Source organism: Kribbella monticola, from assembly GCF_003261635.1.
Classification (GTDB): domain Bacteria; phylum Actinomycetota; class Actinomycetes; order Propionibacteriales; family Kribbellaceae; genus Kribbella; species Kribbella monticola.
On record NZ_QFXK01000030.1, the window covers coordinates 167,087 to 187,087 of the forward strand.

General features: G+C 67.6%; 22 protein-coding genes and 1 tRNA gene. 14 read left to right on the plus strand and 9 right to left on the minus strand.

Features of this window, described 5'->3' with window-relative positions:
* Nucleotides 1-24 precede the first annotated feature (24 nt).
* Together DIZ26_RS17180 and mscL are read left to right on the plus strand one after the other, a co-directional pair.
* Entirely contained in the window at nt 25-660 is a 636-nt protein-coding gene (locus DIZ26_RS17180; protein ID WP_112242480.1) for a CpaB family protein, read from the plus strand.
* Between the two features lie 121 nt (nt 661-781).
* Nucleotides 782-1,186, plus strand: coding sequence for a large conductance mechanosensitive channel protein MscL (gene mscL, locus DIZ26_RS17185; RefSeq protein ID WP_112242482.1), 405 nt, complete (start codon nt 782-784; stop codon nt 1,184-1,186).
* A 28-nt stretch (nt 1,187-1,214) separates the two neighbouring features.
* Here mscL and DIZ26_RS17190 read toward each other — a convergent pair whose 3' ends face one another.
* The 3 genes from DIZ26_RS17190 to DIZ26_RS17200 form a co-directional block, all read right to left on the minus strand.
* Complete coding sequence (locus tag DIZ26_RS17190) at nt 1,215-1,703, minus strand: GNAT family N-acetyltransferase (RefSeq protein ID WP_112242483.1); 489 nt, start codon at nt 1,701-1,703, stop codon at nt 1,215-1,217.
* A gap of 52 nt (nt 1,704-1,755) precedes the next feature.
* The gene (locus DIZ26_RS17195) at nt 1,756-2,400 is read right to left on the minus strand and encodes an alpha/beta fold hydrolase (protein WP_112242486.1); all 645 of its coding nucleotides are present in this window, start codon (nt 2,398-2,400) and stop codon (nt 1,756-1,758) included.
* A 517-nt stretch (nt 2,401-2,917) separates the two neighbouring features.
* Nucleotides 2,918-3,601, minus strand: coding sequence for a hypothetical protein (locus DIZ26_RS17200; RefSeq protein WP_112242488.1), 684 nt, complete (start codon nt 3,599-3,601; stop codon nt 2,918-2,920).
* Nucleotides 3,602-3,801: 200 nt separating this feature from the next.
* On the opposite strand from DIZ26_RS17200, the gene DIZ26_RS17210 reads away from it, so the two are divergent.
* From DIZ26_RS17210 to DIZ26_RS17240, 7 genes are all read left to right on the plus strand, one after another.
* Nucleotides 3,802-4,419, plus strand: coding sequence for a hypothetical protein (locus DIZ26_RS17210; RefSeq protein ID WP_232828409.1), 618 nt, complete (start codon nt 3,802-3,804; stop codon nt 4,417-4,419).
* A 274-nt stretch (nt 4,420-4,693) separates the two neighbouring features.
* The gene (locus DIZ26_RS17215) at nt 4,694-5,188 is read left to right on the plus strand and encodes a SigE family RNA polymerase sigma factor (RefSeq protein WP_112242494.1); all 495 of its coding nucleotides are present in this window, start codon (nt 4,694-4,696) and stop codon (nt 5,186-5,188) included.
* A complete protein-coding gene (locus DIZ26_RS17220; RefSeq protein ID WP_112242497.1) occupies nt 5,185-5,784 on the plus strand; it encodes an META domain-containing protein in 600 nt (199 codons plus the stop codon). The genes DIZ26_RS17215 and DIZ26_RS17220 overlap by 4 nt, the downstream gene beginning before the upstream one ends.
* A 92-nt stretch (nt 5,785-5,876) precedes the next feature.
* Complete coding sequence (locus tag DIZ26_RS17225) at nt 5,877-7,169, plus strand: S1 family peptidase (RefSeq protein WP_232828410.1); 1,293 nt, start codon at nt 5,877-5,879, stop codon at nt 7,167-7,169.
* Between the two features lie 37 nt (nt 7,170-7,206).
* Nucleotides 7,207-7,279, plus strand: a tRNA-Arg gene (locus DIZ26_RS17230).
* A gap of 195 nt (nt 7,280-7,474) precedes the next feature.
* Nucleotides 7,475-7,993, plus strand: coding sequence for a hypothetical protein (locus tag DIZ26_RS17235; protein WP_157979744.1), 519 nt, complete (start codon nt 7,475-7,477; stop codon nt 7,991-7,993).
* Complete coding sequence (locus DIZ26_RS17240) at nt 7,986-8,648, plus strand: hypothetical protein (protein WP_157979745.1); 663 nt, start codon at nt 7,986-7,988, stop codon at nt 8,646-8,648. Before DIZ26_RS17235 ends, DIZ26_RS17240 begins: the two co-directional genes overlap by 8 nt.
* A 76-nt stretch (nt 8,649-8,724) precedes the next feature.
* Here DIZ26_RS17240 and DIZ26_RS17245 read toward each other — a convergent pair whose 3' ends face one another.
* The 4 genes from DIZ26_RS17245 to DIZ26_RS17260 all read right to left on the minus strand — a co-directional run bounded on the left by DIZ26_RS17245 (nt 8,725) and on the right by DIZ26_RS17260 (nt 12,108).
* Complete coding sequence (locus DIZ26_RS17245) at nt 8,725-9,201, minus strand: hypothetical protein (RefSeq protein ID WP_112242503.1); 477 nt, start codon at nt 9,199-9,201, stop codon at nt 8,725-8,727.
* A gap of 159 nt (nt 9,202-9,360) precedes the next feature.
* A complete protein-coding gene (locus DIZ26_RS37910) occupies nt 9,361-10,404 on the minus strand; it encodes a hypothetical protein (RefSeq protein WP_198676143.1) in 1,044 nt (347 codons plus the stop codon).
* A 133-nt stretch (nt 10,405-10,537) separates the two neighbouring features.
* Nucleotides 10,538-11,206: a nuclease-related domain-containing protein gene (locus DIZ26_RS17255; RefSeq protein ID WP_157979746.1), complete on the minus strand. Its 669-nt coding sequence runs from the start codon at nt 11,204-11,206 to the stop codon at nt 10,538-10,540.
* Between the two features lie 245 nt (nt 11,207-11,451).
* Nucleotides 11,452-12,108, minus strand: coding sequence for a DUF2510 domain-containing protein (locus DIZ26_RS17260; RefSeq protein WP_112242507.1), 657 nt, complete (start codon nt 12,106-12,108; stop codon nt 11,452-11,454).
* Nucleotides 12,109-12,537: 429 nt separating this feature from the next.
* On the opposite strand from DIZ26_RS17260, the gene DIZ26_RS17265 reads away from it, so the two are divergent.
* The 3 genes from DIZ26_RS17265 to DIZ26_RS17275 all read left to right on the plus strand — a co-directional run bounded on the left by DIZ26_RS17265 (nt 12,538) and on the right by DIZ26_RS17275 (nt 14,916).
* Entirely contained in the window at nt 12,538-13,437 is a 900-nt protein-coding gene (locus DIZ26_RS17265; protein ID WP_157979747.1) for a hypothetical protein, read from the plus strand.
* A 21-nt stretch (nt 13,438-13,458) separates the two neighbouring features.
* Nucleotides 13,459-14,091, plus strand: a complete 633-nt coding sequence (locus DIZ26_RS17270) for a hemerythrin domain-containing protein (RefSeq protein WP_112242511.1) — start codon at nt 13,459-13,461, stop codon at nt 14,089-14,091.
* 99 nt (nt 14,092-14,190) lie between these two features.
* Nucleotides 14,191-14,916 (plus strand): LmeA family phospholipid-binding protein, encoded by a 726-nt coding sequence (locus tag DIZ26_RS17275; protein WP_112242513.1) that lies wholly within the window; start codon nt 14,191-14,193, stop codon nt 14,914-14,916.
* Here DIZ26_RS17275 and DIZ26_RS17280 read toward each other — a convergent pair.
* Nucleotides 14,913-15,878, minus strand: a complete 966-nt coding sequence (locus DIZ26_RS17280; RefSeq protein ID WP_112242515.1) for an alpha/beta fold hydrolase — start codon at nt 15,876-15,878, stop codon at nt 14,913-14,915. The two genes, DIZ26_RS17275 and DIZ26_RS17280, sit on opposite strands and share 4 nt — an antisense overlap.
* 106 nt (nt 15,879-15,984) lie before the next feature.
* Between DIZ26_RS17280 and DIZ26_RS17285 the strand changes: the two genes are divergently transcribed.
* Complete coding sequence (locus DIZ26_RS17285; protein ID WP_112242517.1) at nt 15,985-18,699, plus strand: ATP-binding protein; 2,715 nt, start codon at nt 15,985-15,987, stop codon at nt 18,697-18,699.
* Between the two features lie 98 nt (nt 18,700-18,797).
* The gene (locus tag DIZ26_RS17290) at nt 18,798-19,088 is read left to right on the plus strand and encodes a hypothetical protein (protein WP_112242519.1); all 291 of its coding nucleotides are present in this window, start codon (nt 18,798-18,800) and stop codon (nt 19,086-19,088) included.
* A 168-nt stretch (nt 19,089-19,256) separates the two neighbouring features.
* On the opposite strand, the gene DIZ26_RS17295 is transcribed toward DIZ26_RS17290, so the two are convergent.
* Complete coding sequence (locus DIZ26_RS17295) at nt 19,257-19,835, minus strand: adenylate kinase (protein WP_269815390.1); 579 nt, start codon at nt 19,833-19,835, stop codon at nt 19,257-19,259.
* Between the last annotated feature and the right edge of the window lie 166 nt (nt 19,836-20,001).

Here is a 20,001-nt window from a genome sequence, read left to right on the forward strand (position 1 = left end):
GGAGAAACTCGTACTTTCTCTGGCATGAACCGATCGAACTCTTTTCTTCGTGACCTCCGCAAAGCCGTCCGCTGGCATCGTCGGCTCCTCGCCGGCGTGTCCGCGGCGGCAGCCGTCTACTTCGCCTTGGCGGCCGTCTCGCCCGACCCACCGCCGACCATCGCGGTGCTCGCCGCAGCACGCGATCTCCCCGGCGGAGCCGTGCCCTCGACCAGCGACCTACGCACCCTGCACCTACCTCCCGCAGCCGTGCCCACCGGCGTACTGCGACCCGGTGCCGACCTAGCCAAACGGGTGCTGGCCGGCCCGGTCCGAGCCGGCGAGCCGTTGACGGACGCCCGCTTCTTGTCGCCCAACGCGCTCGGCCCAGACCTGGTTGCGTACCCACTCCGCTTGGACGACGCCGACATCGCCGCCCTGCTCCGCGTCGGCGACCGGATCGACGTCTACGGCGCGACCAGCACCGGCACCGCCTCAGCCGACCTTCTCGCCGACGCAGTTCGCGTGATCGCCCTACCGAACCCTCGTGCTTCCCCCAGCAGCAGCCCCGGTACACTGATAGTCGTCGCCACCTCCGCCGAGACAGCGGCCCACCTGGCCCAGGCCGGCACCAATTCGCGCCTCACGATCGCCCTGACCGCGTCACCGGGGAACACCTGACTATCCGTCACTTGTCGGTCCGCTGCGGCGCGGTTCCTCGCCCTGCACCGGCCGATGGCCCTACGTTTTGCAGATATCGACCGCCGCGGGCCGCCAGGGTCCCAATCGTGGAGGCACGGAAATGCTCAAGGGCTTCAAAGAATTCATCATGCGCGGGAACATCCTCGACCTCGCCATCGCGTTCGTGATGGGTACCGCGTTCGCAACCGTCGTCAAGACCGTGGTCGACAACCTGGTCGCCCCGCTGATCGCCTCGATCGGCGGCACGAACGCGATCGGCCTCGCCTTTCACATCGTCGACGGCAACGAGAAGTCGATCGTCGACGTCGGCGCGATCATCAACGCCCTGATCGTGTTCGTGCTCACCGCGGCCGTCGTCTACTTCGTGCTGGTCGTGCCGATGAAGAAGATCCAGGAACGCCGCGCCGCGGCCGCTTCCGGCGGCGTGGAGCCGGAGCCCGAGCCGCTGACAACCGACCAGCAACTCCTGGTCGAGATCCGCGACGCCCTCCGCACCCGCCCCTGACAGTTCGGCCGATAGCGGAGTGCCGGTTCTACGTCCCGCTCTCGGTCGGGTATTGAAGCCAGGTGTAGTTGATCGGCTGGGGTTCATTCCATTCGGCGGCAAGGTTCTCGTCGACCGGCTGGAAGCCCACCCGCAGATAAGTCTTGATCGCCCGCTCGTTGTCAGGACGGACTCGCAGAAAGACAGCTGAATACCCAGCCGCCAACGCCGGCTGCAACAAAGCCCGGACGAACTCGGTGCCAATACCCTGACCGCGAAGCTCCGGCGCCACGATGATCCGGGCGAGCTCGACCTCGTCCTCCTCATCGTCCAGCCACAATTCGCCGTACCCGACGGGCGTCTCCCCATCGAAGTACAGGTACGACTTGATGTCGTCGGCCACCTTCCGCCAGCTACTGACCAGGTCCGCCGGAAACGGGTACTCGTCACGCCCGGACAGCAGCGCGACTTCTTGCGCAGTACTCGCCCAACTCGCCACCAACGCCGTGTGCGAATCCTCGAACGCCTGCAACTCCACCAACTGCCCCCTTAGCTCCCGTTGATCCTCAGTCGCCACTGGTACGCGCGGATCACTCGGATCGGTTCGCGAACTCCACAAACGCGGCTACCAGCGCGTCCCGGTGCGGCGGAAATGCGGGCGTCGGCGGTTCAGGACAGCCGGGCAGTTCACGACTCCCCGGAATCAACCCCAGCAAGGCGTCGACCGTCTTGCGCTGATGCGACGGATTCTCCGGTGCCGACGGCAACACCGCCACCGGAATTCCCAGCTCGGCAAGCTCCCGATCGGCCACCCCACGCAACGTCTCTCCAGCCAGCAGCCCGTCAGCGACCTCGTCCGACGCACCGCGCGCCACCAGGCCGGCCTTGGCCCGCTCGTTGACCGACACGTCTCCCCCAGTCGCCGGCCAAGCAAGCAGCAACTGGCTCACGGCGTGCGGATAATCCAGCGCCAGCCGCACCGCCACCGAGCATCCGTTGGACGCGCCAATCAGCGTCACCGGCCGGTCCGGAAGAAAGGGAGCGACCCCATCGACCTCCTGGGCCCAACTGCGAGCCATGCGCGCACGATCGGGCGCGATCACGGCCAGCCCGGCAGCTTCCAGCCCCGCCACAATCCCCGTCGTACGCCAGAAGCGGGCGGCATCCATGGCCTCCCACAACCCGCCATGCACAAGAAACACGCGACTACCGTCGCGCCGCCGCTCGCCCGTCATCCGTGATGCGGAGGAACCTCACGAAGGATCCGCTCATCGTCATCACTACGCGGATCGTTCTCCCCCCACGAACGAGGATCGTCATCGCTCGTCTGCTCAGGCAACAGCGGCTCGTCATCTTCATACGGGCTCGTCATCCCCCCAGATTACGCGCCCCCACACCTCACCCCGCCCACATCACACGCCGCCCCCGACCCACCAGGTCACACGCCCCCGGACCGCGGCACTCCCCCCGGCACCTCAGCCCACCCAGACCACGCGACCTCCGCACCTCCCGCCCCGTCGCCAGATTCCCGCCATCTCCGCCCGCGGTCTCCCGCTCACCCCCGCCCGACTCCCGGCCCACCCGCCGACTCCGGCTGGTCCTCCCCGGGACTACCGCCATCCCCGCCCGCGGTCTCCCGCTCACCCCCGCCCGACTCCCCGCCCACCCGCCGACTCCGGCTGGTCCCCTCCCCCGGACTACCGCCATCCCCGCCCGCGGATTCCGGCTCAAGTCCTGCGGGAGGAGTCCGGCTCAGTCCTGGCCTGGGATACGGGGGAGGTTGCGTTGTTGTCCTTCTAGTTGGGCCTGCTGCTGGCCCGGTCCGACCTGTTGCGCGGTCGCCGCCTGGATCAGCGGTGCGATGCCCGGCTCGCTCTGCCAGCGTTCCTTGCCGAGCACGGTCCACGCGGTCAGCACGGAGAGAGTCGGTGTCGACAGACCGCCCAGCCGCAACGGTTCGGCGTTCTGGAAGCCAAAGGTGATGGTCCAGTTGGCCGGATCGGGATAGAACTCCTGCACCGCGGTGTAGTAGAAGCTCAACCAGCCACGCGCCGGGAGGTGGCACATCAACCGGTAGTTCGTCGCGATCGTCGGCACCTCTTGCAGATCACGCCACAGCAGCTGCATGTCGCGCCGCGCGGCCGCCTTCCGGCCTGCGTTCACCGCTGCGTTCGCCGCCATCAGACCAAGCACCATGCCGGGCCTGCCGAAGAAGATGCCGCCGCTCTGGGTGTACTGCCCGCTGCCGCCGTACAGCCGCGCATAGTGCGCGGGCGCTTGCAGGTAAGCGACTTCGCCCTGCTCCAGCACGATGCCGTACAAGGTGAGTGGCTGCGGTGCGTTGCCGCCCATCAGCCAGCGCGCCCAGTCCTGCCCGAGCTGCCACTCTTCGCGCTCCCGCTGCGCGAGCGCGGCCGCATCCTTCTTCTTGCCCACATCCGTCCTTCCGTCGACTGCCCTTCCAGATCATCCCAAACCCGCGACCCGAACAGCCCGCACACGTTACAGAACTGCTGCTTTTGACACTCGATCCAGCCCGTGACCGGATAGACGCCGCCCCGTGACAGTACCTATACGGCCGGTGAGCGGCAGGTCGAGCATGATGGGTCTCCTTGCCAACCCGGAAGGACCGAGTCGTGAGTGCATCAAGGACACGGGGCCTCATCGGAGCATCGATCGTCGTGGCCGTCCTCGGAGTCACCGCCGCCTGCGGTACCGAGGACAGCTCCTCTCCCGGTGCCCAGCCCACCGAAACGCCGACCACCACCGGCACCACCCCCACCCTGCCCACCGCCACCCCGCCCACCCCCAGCGGAACGCCGAGCATGGACTGTCCCGACACGATCGCCTCGGTGAAGGCCGCTGTCGACAAGGCCGTCTGGGGCAAGGGCACAGCCAAGTCCGCGTTCGATCCGGTCAGTGTGACCATCTGCCAGTACGAACCGACTGCGACCGGCCAGGACTACGCAACGGTGCAGACGAAGCGGACGGCCGCTCAAGCGACCCAGCTCTTCGCTTTGGTCAACAGCGCGAAGCCGGTCGCCAAGAAACCCGACATGTGCACGAAGGAACTCGGCCCGACGTACGTGCTGAGGTTCACCGACAACGACCGCGGCGTGCTCTCCTACACGGCCGAAGCCTTCGGTTGCCGCCGCCTGGTGGCGACTTCGTTCGAGGGCCAGGGCAAGCCGGGAGACCTCGCGTCGCCACGGCAGGTCTCGCCCGAACTGATCAAGTCGCTCGCCCTGCGCTGACCTCGCTCGGACGCGCCCCCCGAAGCCGTCCGAGCCGGGGTCATCCCCCCGCCTTGCGGGTCCTCTCAACACCGACCCGCAAGGCGGGTGGCAGAGCCTCTCCCGCCTTCATCCGTACGGCGTTCCGCGTACCCGTCGGCCGCTAGGCCCCCGACCCCACCGGACGTTGTCTGCCGGGGTGAGATGCAACTGTGTGTGAAAGGGTGCAGCACCCTGGGTAGCTCACTGCGTCTAATAGGTGTGAGGTGTTGTACGCCCAAGCTGGGAGTTGCGAGTGGATTTCGAGGAGTACGCGTCCGCGCGCGGACAGGAACTGGTGCGTCTCGGGTTCACCGTCTCCGGCGACTACCAGCGGGCGGAGGATCTGGCCCAGATCGCGCTGATGCAGGCGTTCCGGTCCTGGCGGAAGGTGCAAAAGGCGGACGACCCGCACACCTACGTCCGGCGGATCCTGATCAATTCCTACCTGTCGATGACGCGTCGCCGGTCTTTCACCGAGGCTCCGGCGGCCGAGATCGACACCGACCACACGGTGCCCGACCCCGCCACCGACATCGTGAACTCCGACGACCTCTGGCGAGCTCTCGCCACGTTGTCGGCCCGGGAAAGGGTCGTCCTGGTCCTGCGCTACTACCAGGACATGGACGACCGGACGATCGCCGACCTGCTCGGCATCAAACCGTCCTCCGTGCGAGCGACCGCCAGCCGGGCGCTCGCCGCACTGCGGAAGACGAGGCAGTCCCACCGTGTTGATGAGAGGTTGCCGTGAGCAAGACCGAGCTTGAGGAAGACCTGCGCGCCACGTTCGAACGCGCCGCCGCTTCCGTCCCCCTGGCCCCTGACCTAGCCGGCCGCGCGACCACCGGCGTACGGCAGGCTCAACGCCGTACGTGGATCGCGTCCGGTGCTGCCGCCGCCGCGATCGCCGTGGTCGCCGGTGTCGGCTTTAGCCTCAATCACGGCAGCACATCCCCACCGCCGACCCCGGTGGCGAGCAAGCCGACAGCAGCCGTCACGACTGCCGCGGTGACGACTGCGCAAGCACTGGCCGGCACCTGGCGCCCGGTGAAGCTGAACGGCTTCACCACCCTCAAGGTCGGTCGGCCCGACGACCCGACGCTGACCTTCCGGAGCGACGGAACCTGGACCGGTTCGGACGGTTGCAACAGTCTCGCCGGGACTTTCACGATCGGCCAGCGCGGCGAATTCACCAGTCACGCGGACGGCCAGCGGTTGATCGAATGCGGCAACGTGCCGCACACCGCCGTCCTGGCCGCGGCCAGACGGATCAGCACCGACCAGGCGACGCTGCGGTTCTACGCCGGCGACGGGCGTGAAGTTGCGATCTACGCTCGCACACGGTAGTCAAATTTGCTTGCAGACGGTGATCGGCTATTGACTATGAGTCGTCCGGACGCGGACCATTCACGGAGGCCGTCCACCGATTGGGGAGCTTAGTGCGACTCTCAGCCACCGTCCCGCTGCTCGCCCTCTGCTCGCTCACAGTCACCGCCGCCTCGGTGTCGGTGCTGCCCACGTCCGCCTCAGTGACAGCGCCGGCCACCTGCACCCACGCCGATCCGACCACCACGTCGGCGGATTCGACCAGGCTCTCCCAGCCGACCAGTGCAAAGGACCCACGCCCGCTCGGCCAGGCGCTCGGCGAAGGCGTCTCGGCCGCCGTCCGCTCGACCGAGCCGCTCACCAAGACGGGTCGGCCGACGTCCGGCCTGCCGTACGGGTTGAGCCAGGGCGTCGTCGGCATCCTCGGCTCCCCCGAGACCGGCTACAAGGTCGTGCTCGACGACTCGGTCGTGGACGATTCGAAGTACAAGGCAGCCGTTTCCCGGTACGTCCCGCAGCCAGCTCTCCAGATGCTGACGGTCGAGCGGAGTTGCCGTTCCGCTCGCTCGATCGCGGCCGCCTGGAAGAAGATCGGCGCACGCGACTGGTCCGCGGACGCCGCGAAGACGACCTTCACCGCGGACCTCGATCCCGCCAGTGAAGACATCCTGGTGGAGTACGACAAGGCCACCACCTCCGCCGCCAGCATCGCCGGCCTGCAATCGATGGACGGCGTTTCGGTCGTCGCCGGCAGCCCGCAGCGAATGACGCGGCTCAGCGACACCCCGACCGGCGGCCACTGGGGCGGCGCCCGCATCACCTCGACAACGAAGAACTGCACCGCAGGCTTCTCGGTCGTCATCCAGGCCACCAACACCCGCGGCGCAGTGACAGCCGGCCACTGCGGCGGCCCCGGCACCATCTGGCGCTCAGGTACCAACTACTACGGCACCACGACGGTCCGCACCAACTACCCGGACTACGACCAGTCCCTGATGAGCGGCAGCTCGTACGGCGCCAAGATCTGGACCGACGGCCCCGGCGACAGCGTCGACACCCGCACTGTGAAGGGCGGCGCCGACCCCGCGGTCGGCACGAGCATCTGCCAATCGGGTTCGTTCAGTACTTCGCTGTGCGGCATCACGGTCCAGTCCACCAGCGCGACCTACTGCGACGCCGACGGCTGCACGACGTACGTAGTACGGGCGACCCGCGGCGGCGCAACCGCCATCGTCAGCGGCGATTCCGGCGGCCCCATCTACACCCGTCCGACCTCCACCACCGCCACCATCCGAGGCCTGGCCTTCGCCGGCTCCGGCTGCACCTCCGGCCGCTGCACCACCCTCTACGCCGAACGCTACGACTCCATCGCCGGCCACCTGAACATCCGAGCCCTCGTCGGCTGACACCCCCACTCAGTCGGCTACGCTATCCCCCACGTGCGCCCCCGTAGCTCAGGGGATAGAGCGTCGGTTTCCTAAACCGTGCGTCGCAGGTTCGAATCCTGCCGGGGGCACCCACCACCTCGTACGCCGAACAGCCCCGCGCCCCTCCTCCGTCGGCGCTTCCACCCGGCCCGCGCGCGACTTCTCCGGCGTCGCTTCGAGTAGGCAAGCCAGCCTCGCAACGCGCCGCGCTACCGACGTACGATCGCTGGCTTTGGCTTCTGGCAAGGCGGTTGGTGGGACCGCCGGACACCTACGATGGGGACATGTCCGCGTCGTCGTACTCTCGTCTGCCGTCGGTTGCTGATGTTGCTGGTGACATCGGTGGGGTGGTCGAGCGCCTTGCGCGTGGGGAGACCCATTCCTTTGCCTTTGGCGATGGGGGCGTGCCTGAGGCGGTTATCGCCAGCTACGACCAGTACGACGATTTGCGTGGCGAGGAGAGCCTCGGGAGATTTGAGGCCGTGGTGCCTCCTGAGGAACTCGCGCGGCAGCTGCCGGAGATGGTCGAGGCGATTCGGCGCGGGACCTTTGGTCCTCCTGTGCTCGCGGGCAGCGACGCCGAGCCCGTGCTGGTGGTGATGTCGACACAGCAGTACCGGACCATGCGCGGTGACGATGAGCCGCCGCCGGGCGTGCTCGACGACCCGACCGTTCGCAGCTACGACTCGGCGCCGACGCCGGGTAGCAAACCGTTCAGCATGGAGGAGTGGGCCAAGGACGACCCGTTCACCCAGCAGATGCTCGAGGAGATTCGGCAAGAGCGTGGCCCGGCCGATGGCTGAGAGCCCGGCGGAGCGGCCGTTCCAGGTCCTGCTTGGCGAAGGCGCCGTACAGGACCTCACCCGGATGCGGGATGCGGCGGCCGAGGAAGCCAGGCAGTACCCCGGCGACAAAACGCCTGCGCACAACGCGAACCGCACGCTCTACAAGAGCGTTCTCCGCGAACTGCAGGATCTCGAGACTGGATCGTCGAAGGGTCATCATGTGCTCGGTGCGCACCGGGGACTCGGTGACGGCCGGGACATCGTGGTGTCCAAGGTCGGCGATGGGACCGGGACACCCAGCCACCGTTTGACGTTCCGCGAGATCCCCGGCCGGAACGCCGGCGGGACCGATGCACGCGACGTGATCGCGATCGGTCCTCGCCACGGCAACGACAACGTCTACCAGCAGACCGCGACGCGCCTCGGGCGGTCGGCCGACGAGCGACTCCCCCAACTGGACCGGTTCGGCGAGGCGCAGGTCGGCAGCGGCGGCAAGGCGCATCAGCGCCACCCTGTCCTGGACGCGAATCGCGAGATCGCGCACGCTTTCGACGGCCAGACCCCACTGGTGGGGACGCGGCCATTGAGCGACACCGGCTTCGGGAGCCAAGCCTCTTCGGGCGGCGCCGGAAAGGCGACCAGGCAACAGGCCAGCCCGCACCAAGCCCGGTAGCCGCTCCTCTCCGGGCATGGAGCACGGGCAGCCGCAGTCCAGAAGCCGGGGTCAATTCGGCATGGAGCAGGGCGGATCAGGTGGGTTCTGGTTCGGACCAGGCTGACCATTGGCCCCAGTTGGTGATGGTGCCGCAGTCGACCTTGCTGCCGTCGCAGGTGCCTACTCGGAAGGTGATCGTGTGGTCCTCGGCGATGTTGATCTGGTTGCAGGAGTACTTGCCGCCCTGCAGGCTGCCGCTGGCGAGATAGCTGTCGGCGCCGTTCGCCTGGACGCAGATTCCGAACCGGCCGTAGTCGGTCTTCCATTGGATGCCGACCCGCTTGCCGTCGCTCTCCAGATCTGCGATCTGCAGATCGTCTTCCTGAGGGAACCAGCACCCGATCGCCGGAGTGTCCGGCGTCCGCCAGATGCACCAGGCCTTGCCGTTCATCCAGTTGTCCGAGGTCACGGAGTCCCACTCCCGCGTGTACGCAGAGGCGGTGGGTGCGGTCACCAGCGACCCTCCGAGAAGGGCAACCAAAGCGGCCAGGATGAACCAGGTGCGACGCATCGGAACTCCTCCCCGGGGCCGACGCGCGCGACCCTTCGAGGAGGTCATCTCACCATAAGTAGAGTATCCAGGTCGAGATACAAGTTTTTCGATCCCCGCATCTGGTAAGCGGAGAAGTACCGGCCCCGAGCTGCTACTCGGGGCCGGTGGATTGGTGGATCAGCTCTCGCAGCCGATTCCGTCGTGGTCGGAGTCGAAGTTGTGGGGATCGGTGCCGATCACCTTGAAGTTCCGGTACGAGATGTCGCCGCAGTCCAGGTCCGGTGGTGGCGGCGGGATGCAGACGGTCGGGTACGACGGGTCGCAGTTCGGCGGCGGCGGGGTGACCGCGACTCGGTAGCGCAGGTACCAAGTGCCGTTGGACGGACGCCAGACGACCTGATCCGTGCCGGTGTCGCCGGCGTAGTTGCCGGGCTGTGGGCGGTCGCCGTTCGTGCCCCACGTGACCGGGCTGGTACCGCGGAGGTTCCAGGCGCCGGTGGATGGGCGGAAGATCGCCACTTCCGCCTTGCTGGTGCCGACCCAGTTCGCGGGTACCGGGATGTCGCCGTTCACTCCCCAGGTGAGGGTGGCGGCGCCGCGGACCCACCATTGCGCCGTCGCCGGCCGGAACACGGCCAGGTCGGCGTGACTGTCACCGAGGTAGTCGGCCGGCACGGGGATGTCCCCATTCCTGCCCCAGCTAAGAGCGGCGGTGCCACGGATCCACCATTTGCCGGTGGACGGCCGGAACACCGCGGCTTCCGCACGACTGTCCCCGATGTAGTTCGCCGGAACAGGCCGGTCACCAGCCTGGCCCCAGGCGAACTGACCGACGCCCCGGACATACCAATAACCGTTGGACGGCCGGAACAAGGCGAGCTCGGCGCGGCCGTCCCCGGTGAAATCGGCCGGCACCGGAATGTCGCCGCTCTGCCCGAATTTGTACGCGCCGACACCTCGGACGTACCAGGTCCCATTGCTGGGGCGGAACACCGCGATCTCGTACCGGCTGTCCCCGGAGAAGTTGGCGGCGACCGGAATGTCACCGTTCTGCCCGAACGGAATCGCGGCGGTCACCACCCTCGTAGCGGTCGTCGCCGTGATCGCGGTGTTTGCCATGGTAGTGCTGCTAGCGGCCGGTTTGGCCTGCGCCGGTGTGGTCAGGCTGACGGCGGCGAGTGCCGCCACCGCGAGCCCGAACGCGACGGGTCGATAACGCATGCAGTTGTTCCCCCTCGGATAACAGGCGGCTTCTTCCGCCGGCCGTCCCTCCCCAGAGCCCGACCGGCACACCGCCAACGACCGGTACATCGCCTCACCGCGTTGAACGTTACAAGCGCAGTGCACAAATAGGTCAGGCCGGCGGAAGTTCGATCGCGAGGTGTCGGTGAAGAGATCGGCGATCGGAAGCGGTCAATGGTCCGTTGCGGCGCAGGAGCTTGATAGTTCCGCGGAGGGCCTGGACTCGTACGCCGGCTATTTCAGCGTCACCCCAAAACGGCAGGTCGGCATTGCGAAAGCAAAGCAGCGAGGTGGCGGAAACGGACGCCGCGAGCGGGTGGTTGTCGAGGGCAACTAGTAGCGCGTCCAGTTGCTTGGTGGAGCCGGCGATGAGGTTGGTGCGGTCGCGGCCGTTGATCAGCAGTTGTTCCTTGAGCGGCGACAAAAGGCCACCTGTACGGCGTACGCGAACTGTGGCGTCCTTGTAATGCTTGGCATCGATCACGTAGATACCCGAAGCTGCGATGGCCAGGTGGTCGATGTCACCGTCGTGCCGCCGCTTGCCGAGCCGCCGGTTGTGGAGGAAGAGCACCTCGTCACCGCAGGCCTTCTCGAGCCTTGACGCGACTTGCCGCTCTCCTTCTGCTCCGGTTGCCAAAGCACGCGTGGTCGCTGGTTGGCCGGTCAGAGTGAGGTAAACACCGCCGAGCCTTGGAAACCGGGCTCGGACGCGGTTCTCGCGGGACTGCTTGCGGCGTTGATATTCGCGGTCGAGGGACGCGCCGGGGCGGCCGATGTCCACTGGTTGTTCAGCAGCTCCATCCGAGTCCGCGCGCAGGGTGGCAACGCAGGTCTCGCAAAGGACGCGACGGGTGGCCTTGTCCCAGCCTGCGTGGCTGCCGGCCGCCACAGCGGCGCCGCACGCACAGACGCCGGCGTACCGGAGCTTCATCAGCTTTATGGCTGCCTCTGCAGCCGGTTTTCCGTCAGTTGTCATCAGTTCCCCCGGCTCACAGCGTCTCGGCGAAAACACGGCAGGGCAATGGCTCAGCGGTGGAGTTCGAGGGTTGATTCGGTGTTTGTGGTGTAGCTGCGGACGGTGCCTCTGAGAGTTCTGCTGTCGACCAGTTGGAGCACGTTGCTGCCGGTGCTTCCGTCGACGGCTTGGTAGGTGAGGCTGGCGACGGTTCCGGTGAGAGTGCCTTGCGCGACTGCGGTGATCCCGTACGGCGTGAGTTCGCGAACGACGATCTGGTTGCCGTACTGCTCGATCTGCCAGGTGAAGCCACCTTGGGTGGGAAGCCACTGGCCGGTGAGATTCACCGTCGAGGCCGGCTGACCTACTGCCTGCGCCTGAGCGTTCTCCTTCGCAGAATTCACCTGCTGCTGCATCTGCGACTGACGCGCTTCGACGTCCTGGCAGGCGAAGAAGTCGACCGTTGCGGGGCCGATCGAAACCTTGCACGCGTCCCCTCTGGTCATCATCACGGCGGTCACCACAGCGACCAGAAGGAAAGCAGCAAAGGTGAGCGGGAAGACAACGGAGCGCCGCTTGCGGGGTTCCTTGCTCTTACGGGGCGCGGGTTTGGTCTGGGCGGTCCAGGTGGACCCGTCCCAGTACCTGTCGAGGTCGCCATCGGTCCAGGGATCCGGATGCCAGCCCACCGGCAACTGCGGTGAGTCCGGCTTCGGTGTCGTTGTCATGGAACCCCCAGTCGTCCGCCGGGCGAACGTCTCGGCATCCGCCCTGTTCTTACGATCTGACGTTCGCGCCGGGTGTTCCAGGGTCCGAAGGCCCCTCCCGACGGGGACCAATGGAAGATCAGCAAATGAGTTCTGCAGCCGGACTCCGGGGGATACAACGGACTCAGCCGACGATGGGCGTCCTGGGCTGATTCGGCCGCGGGCAAGCGAGGCTCCAGCACCTGGCGGCGCGCCGGCGATTTGTGCAGGGAATTCGCGGTCTCCGGTCCGGGTGATTCGAGGCGTTGACAGGGGCATTTCCGGTTTGGATACTGCGCGGCAGGGGCCGTTCCGGTTCTGCGCAATTTCTCCGTGGTTCCGGCGGCAGATGATGACCGCACGATCGGCTCGTCCGGAAATCAGTGGCTTGATTCAGCCGAGGGGGAGCAGATGGCCAGACTCCGGGCGGAGACCTCGCCGCCGCGATGGCGGCGGTTGAGGATGTTCTGGAAGGATCCGCGGCAGGCCTGGATCCAGGCGGAGATCGCCGAACTCCGGCTCGAGGTCGATCGCGCCGGCGACCGTTCGGGAGCCCGCAAGCTCATCGTCGAAGCCGAACACGCCTGCGAGCGGCTCGACATGGAGACGGCGTGGCACCACTTCCACTGTGCTCAGCAGGAGTTGATCGCGGAGTACGGGCTCGATGAACTGAAGTTGCATGCCACGCTGCTGCTGGCGGAGATCGAGGAGCCGGAGCGGTTGCCGCAATGGCGGGTGAAGGCCGTCAAGCAGGCATTGCCCGACCCGCAACTGTCCTGGGACGAATCGGACCTGGGGTCACTTCGCGAGGCCGTCGGTGCTGCGATGAAAATCCGGAACGAAGGAATCTCGAACGATTTCTGGCGGCTGGCGATCGTCCGGCACTATCAGCAGTTGCTGATTCTCATTGGCGGACCCGTACTCCTCTCGGTGATCGTGATCTTCGCCGTCTTCTCCGGACGCATCGGTACGAAGGAGTGGGCCGCCGGGCCGTTCCTGTGCATCTCGTCGGCATTGCTCGGGATTCTCGGAGCGGTGATCAGTGCAGCCAAGAGGTCGACCGGAATCCTTCCCGAGCACGTGTTGGCGCAGCTCGGTTCCAATGTCGCGTCGTTGTCGAGAATTCCGATCGGCGGGGTCGCCGGGTTGACCGTGTGGCTGTTCTCGATCGCGACGGCGGGGACAGCGAGTGTCAATGCGGCGAACCTGTTGCTGGCTGCTTTCGGAGCCGGTTTTGCGGAGCGACTGATCGTCCAGGGGCAGCCGAGTGAGGCGAGCGATCAGGAGGCGAAACGCACCGCGAAGAGGTGAAGCGGGCCTAGACTCCAGGACATGGCTGAGATGAGTATGAACAGGGCGATTCACGCTGCGTTTCGGCGGGATCTGCGGCGCTTTGTGGATGCGTTGAGCACGTTTCCGGCCGGCGACCGGAAGCGCGCTGAGCAGCTGGCCACTGCTTGGGCGAATTTCGACGATCAGCTGGTCTATCACCACGAAGGTGAGCACGAGATTGCGTGGCCGGCGCTCGAAGCTGTCGGGGTGAGCCGTGAGCTGCTGACGCAGATGGACGCCGAGCACGAGACGATGGCGGCCGCGCTCGCGTCGACTCGGAGCGCGATGGGCACACTTCGGAGTACGGCGTCAGCGGGTGACGCCCAGGTGGCTTTGGCGGCGATGCGGGAGCTGCAGACGGTGACTGTGCGGCACCTCGAGCACGAGGAGGCCGAGATCGAACCGGTCTATCTCGCGAAGAAGGACAGCCCGGAGATCAAGGCGATGGGACGGAAGTTCGGCCAGGTCAGCCCGGCGCGAGGCGGCCGCTTCTTCGCCTGGGCGATCGACGGCGCCGGACCCGAAGAACGTGCCGCGCTCACGGACACCATCCCCGCACCGGTCTTCGCGATCATCAACGGCGTCTTCGGCCGCACCTACCGCAAAACCGTCGCCCCCGTCTGGCGAGGCTGACAGGCTGAGAGTTCGGTGGTTGGGAGCGGGTCGATAGGGTCACGCCATGACGACCGTATGCCGCCCGGAGCTGGCCCAGCCGATGTCGGGGAGGGGCTGATGAGCCCGAAGAGGCGTGGGTGTGGGCTCAAGGTGCTGGTGATTCTCCTTGTTCTGCTGGCCGGTCTGCTGGTCGTCGTCGATCGGGTCGGCGAGTCGCTCGCCGAGGGGCAACTGGCGAAGGCGGCGGAGCAGGAGGCGGCGCGGTACGACGTACAGGCGTCTCGCACGTCGGCCGAGATCGGTGGGTTCGGGTTTCTGCCGCAGGTCGCCAAGGAGAAGTTCTCCAAGATCACGGTGACGATGCAGGAGCCGTCGTTCAAGTCGGTCGCGGCGGAGGATCTCAGCGCGGTGATGACGGGCATCCACGTACCGCACGAACTGCTGACCGGTTCGAAGGGTGTCGTCACGGTCGACACGACCGACGTACGGCTGCGCGTGTCCCCAGGCGCCCTGACCAAGCTGACGGCGGCCGCCAGCGGGCTGGACGGGTTGTCGTTGCAGATCGTCGGCGGCAAACTGCAGGCGCGGGTGAAGGTCCGCGGAGTCGACGCAACTGCCACCGTCCGCCCTCAAGCGGTGAACGGCCGCATCAGGCTCCTCGTCGACCAGCTGCCCGATGAGGTGCCGTCCGTCATCCGCAAAGCCGTGAGTTCCTTGCTGGCCAAGGGAATCGGCCTGCCCGACCTCCCCTTCGGCGCCACCCTGAAGGAAATCGCCATCAGCGGCCAATCGATCGTCCTCACCGCCGCAGCCTCCAACCTCCACCTGACCGCGGGCGCCTAACCCGAAGGCGGTCTCGCGGCGAGGGCGTTGATCGCCGTCGCTACCTCTGTGGGGGACGAGATGAGGGTCAGGTGGCCCGCGTTGGGGATGAGGGTAGGGGCTGGGGCGCCGATGCGGGTGGCGGTGTCCTGCGCCGAGCCGCCTTGGTTGTCGCGAGCGCCGAAGACGACCGAGGTGGGGATCGGAAGGGTGCGGAAGGTTTCCAGGCGTTGGGGGGTGACGGCGGGGATTCCGTTGGCGGTCATCTGCCAGAGGGCCTTCTCCGCGCCTGGCTGACGGAGCGGGCGGGTCCACTGGTCGACGCCGGCGTGGTCGAGGGCGGGGCAGCCTTGGACGCAAGCTGAGTTGTAGAGCTTGCGGACGATGGTGTCCGAGCCGAGGACCAACCGCAGAACACTTGTCTTGTAGGGGTTGACGAACACATGCCGTACGAAGGACGCGCGCCCACCCGGAAGCGGTAGACCGTCTCCGTCCAAGAACATCAGCGCACCGATCCGACTCGGTGCCTCCAGTGTCGCTTCGGCGGCGATCCCCGCGCCGAGAGAATGCCCGACGAGCAGTGGACGTGGTTGCCCTGGGCCACCAAGCTTCATCGCGTCGAGGAAGCCCAGCAGCTGCGCTGCCAGGTGTTCGACCGTGTACGGCGCCTTGCGCTCGCTGTACCCATATCCCGTGATGTCGTATGCATAGACCCGATGATCACGAGCCAGCAGCGGCACCAGCTTCGACCATGTCTCCACCGACTCGGTCGAGCCGTGCACGAGCACGACAGGGCTCCCCGTCGTACCCCACGTCTCGTACCGCGTGTTGACATCGCCGGCCATCACGAACCGAAGCCCCTCCGGCGGCGGCTCCTGGTCACCGGTGAACGCGTTGTACGTCAGCGACGCCCCCGTGACGACAACCAGCAGAACCAGAAGCCCGAACAGCGCCCGACGCAACCCGCGCACGACCCGTTTCACGGGCCAAGTCTCCCCGACGAACCCAAGCAACACCTCGTCGCACGGCTGCCTCTGTAAAACCCAGCCCTACTTCCGCCTGGCGGGGTGGGTGCGGGATGCTGACCGGATGGGGATTGCTGGGCGAGGCCGCGAGCTGGCGGAGCTGCGGGGCTGGCTTGACGATGCGCGTGGGGGTGCGGGGCGCCTGGTGGTGTGTGTCGGTGAGGCGGGGATCGGCAAGACGCGGCTGGCGCAGGAGTTCGCGGGAACCGCGCTGGCGGTGGGCGCGGCTGTCGCCTGGGGGCGCTGCGTGGAGACCGAGGGCGCTCCTGCCTACTGGCCGTGGCGGCAGATCCTCAGGACGCTCAAGGTCGACCCCGACAAGGTGCTGACGGCAACCGAGGATCGCTTCCGGCTCTTCGAGGAGCTGGTCGACGTACTGCGAACCGCCGCCGGTACACGCGGCCTGGTGGTGATCCTCGACGACATCCATCGCGGCGACGAGCCGTCCCTGCTGGTACTACGGCAAGTGGCCGACCAGCTCGCCGACCTACCGGTTCTCGTTCTCGCCACGTGCCGCGAGTCCGAGCCGTCGGCCGCACTTCCCCGGTTCCTGCCCGACCTGCTCCGCTCGCGCTCCGCCGAACGCCTCGACCTCACCGGCTTCGGCCTCGACGAGACTCGTGAACAGTTGCCGTCTGCAACTGATCGGCAGACCGCGCGGGTGCACGAGATCACCGGCGGCAATCCCCTCTTCGTCCGTGAGGTCGCGCGAGCCATCGCGGACGGCACCTGGCGCGAGGACCGGCCGCCGCGAAGTGTTCTCGACATCATCGGCGCCCGGCTGGAGCGGGTCTCTGCGGACTGCCGCCGGCTGGTCCAGGCGGCCGCGATCATCGGCCGGGACTTCCGGGTCGATCTCCTCGCGACGGCGATGGAACTGCCGGTCGGCGATTGCCTGCCCTTGCTCGACGAGGCGATCGCCTTCGGCTTCGTGGACCGCCTGGGCGATGGGGTCGAGTACCGGTTCGTTCATGCCCTGACCCGCGACGCCGTCGAGGCCTCCTGCCCCGCGGTCGACCGATCGCACTGGCACCACGCGGCCGCAGAGGCCTTGGAAGCTCGGTACGCCGACGACCTGTCCGAGCACCTCGCCGACATCGCGCGCCACCGCGCTCAGTACGGCGATCCCCGGACCGCGGCGGAGTGGATGATCCGCGCGGCCGACGACGCCGTACGCCGATTGGCGTACGAAGAAGGCGTTCGGCTCTACAAGGCGGCCCTGAAAGCCAATCCACAAAGGGATTCCCGGACGCAGATCGCGCTTGGGAGGGCGGCCTACCTGGCCGGCGATCTGCAGGAGTGCGTCGAAGCGGCGATGGCCGCCGCGGCCGCCGCACCAACACCGGAGTCGAAGGCGGAAGCGGCGCTGATCCTCGAGGCGGTGCCCGACCCGGCCATCAATGCCTGCGCCCAACGCCTGTGCGAAGAGGCGCTCGCTGTCACCGAGGACAATGCCTTGAAGGCGAGACTGACCGCGCAGCGCAGTCATCTGGCCTTCTACGACGGTGAACAAGAGCGGCTCGACGCGCTGAGCAGAGAAGCTCTCACGCTGGCCCGCGCCGCGCAGGACGATCTCGCGTTGACAGCGGCCTTGCGGGCAAGGCAGGAGGCGTGTCCGGGACCGGCCGGCCGGCAGGAGCGGTTGCTGCTGGCAACCGAGATGCTCGAGCTCGCCCGGCGTACCGGCAACGCCCGCGCCGCGATGTGGGGTGAGCTCTGGCGACTCGACGCGTTGATCGAGAGCGGCCGCTTGGTCGCCGCCGCGGCGGAGTTGCCGGCTCTCAAGGTGGCGGTCGATCGGGTCGGTGGCCCGGTGAGTGCGTGGCACCACGACCGGGTTGCCGCCTGTGTCGCGCAGGCTCGCGGCCAGTACGCCGAGGCCGCGGCGATCGCGCGGCGCGGATTCGACCGGATGCGACTGGTCGAGCGAGCACCCGCGACCGGTGCGTACTTCGCCTTGCAGATCGCGCTGGCCGGACACGTCGGAGTCTCCGCCGAGGCGGCCGAGTTCGCCCTGCAGAGCTTCGATCCACCACCACGCTTCGCGACGATGGCGCTGCTGTCGCGGGCCTACCTGCTGATGTGCCTGCAGCTTCCCGATCAGGCAGACGCGGCGTACCGGCAGGCCGGGCCGATCGAAAGCTGGTCGCTGCCGGCGTTCTTCGTCCTGCCCGGGTACGTGTACGCCGCGCTGGCGTGCGCGGGACTCGGACGCCGCGACGATCTCGCCGAGCTGGTCGACCGGCTCCAGGAGTACCGCGGAGAGCATGCCGTGGGCAACGGTGTCGCCTCGATGGGCCCGGCCGAGCTGGCGATCGGCCGGGCCGAACTCGCGCTCGGACGGCTGGACGCGGCAGTCGAGGACCTGGCCGTCGCCGTACGCCGGGCCGAATCGGCCGGGGCACCCGGTTTCGTCGCCGAGGCGCAGTACCACCTCGCGAGTGCCCTGGCGCAACGCGATGAGCCCGGCGATCGCGAGCGCGCGAAGGATGCCGCAGAGGAGGCCGGGAGGTTGATCAGGTCCCTGGGCATGAGCCGGTACGCCGATCCGTTGGCCGAGCTGCTCGGCAGGCTCGGCGAGGTGGCCGGCTCCGGGCTGAGCCCGCGGGAGGCCGAGGTCGCCGGTCTCGTCGCCGAGGGGCTGACGAATCGGCAGATCGCCGAGCGGCTGGTGATCTCCGAACGGACCGCGCAGAACCACGTCCAGCACATCCTGACCAAGCTCGGCTTCGCCAACCGCAGCCAGATCGCGAGCTGGACCACTCGTCGGGGTGAATGAGTAGCGCGATGAGTGATTCGGCGGATTCGGCGCGGACCGCGCGCTCCTAACGTCGTTGGTGTGGCCGAGCGGCCACCCAGCAGCCAGAGGAGAGCATCATGCAGTGGATCGCAGTCGCCACCCCGCCGTTCAGTTCGATCGAGCAGTTCGACCAGGTGATAAGCACGTTGGGCCAGGAGCCGGAGGGGCTGGAGGCTCGGTACGTCGGGTCCGCCGGCGACGGGATCCGGGTCGTCACGTTGTGGGAATCGCGCGAGCACGCCGACCGGTTCTTCGCCGAGCGGCTCGGCCCGGTGCTGGCCAAGGTGCTCGGCCCCGACCCGGCCGGCAAGCCGGAGGTCCTCGGTATCGACGTCGCCCGCGTCTACACCCGCCAGCCGGTGGGCTGATCCCGCGGTGGCTCGGACAGCGGGGGGAGCCGGCCGAGCCACCGCCAGCGGCTGGGATGCGAACCGCGACGGCCACGGAATGACCGGCGGGCGGGGAGCCGCAGACTTCGGCCGCGGATGGGGTCCCGCGGGGCCAGCTCAGCTCACCGGCGAGCGCCGTCAGCCGGTTCAGCCCGCCTCGAGGGTCTCGGCGGCGGCGAGGACTCGTTGCGAGACCTGGGCGGTGTCGCCGGTGCCGTCGATAGTCGTGACGAGCCCACGGGCGGCGTACACCTCGATCAGCGGCTGCGTCTGCTCGGCGTACACCTTGAGCCGGTGGCGGATGACCGGCTCGGTGTCGTCGGACCGGTTCGCCTCTGACGCTCGGTGCAGGATTCGGGCGACCAGCTCGTCATCGGGCACCTCGAGTACTACGACGCCGTCGACGAAGCGCTGTTGTCCGGCCAGGAGGTCGTCCAGTACGGCGACCTGTTCGAGCGTGCGTGGATAGCCGTCGAGCAGGAAGCCCGCTCTGGTGTCGTCGGCGCACAACCGCTCGCGGATCATCGCGTTGGTGACGGAATCGGGCACGTACTCCCCCGCGTCCAGATAGCCCTTGGCCTGTTGCCCGAGCGGCGTCCCGTCGGCGACCTGGGTCCGGAAGATGTCCCCGGTCGAGATGGCCGGAATTCCCAGCCGATCGGCCAGCACCTCGGCCTGCGTGCCCTTGCCGGCGCCGGGCGGCCCCATCAGTACGAGGATCGTCACGAGGTCCTCCAGCGGGGTCGGAAACAACCAGGTTAACCCTGCGTGACCCCGTTGCCCATGCCGGGCGGCTGTTGCCCGTCTCGCCGGGCGACTCTGATTCAAACGAGTGACCCATCGCCACCGGCTGCCCGTTTGCAGAGAAACCCTTGATTTCAAGGGATATTTC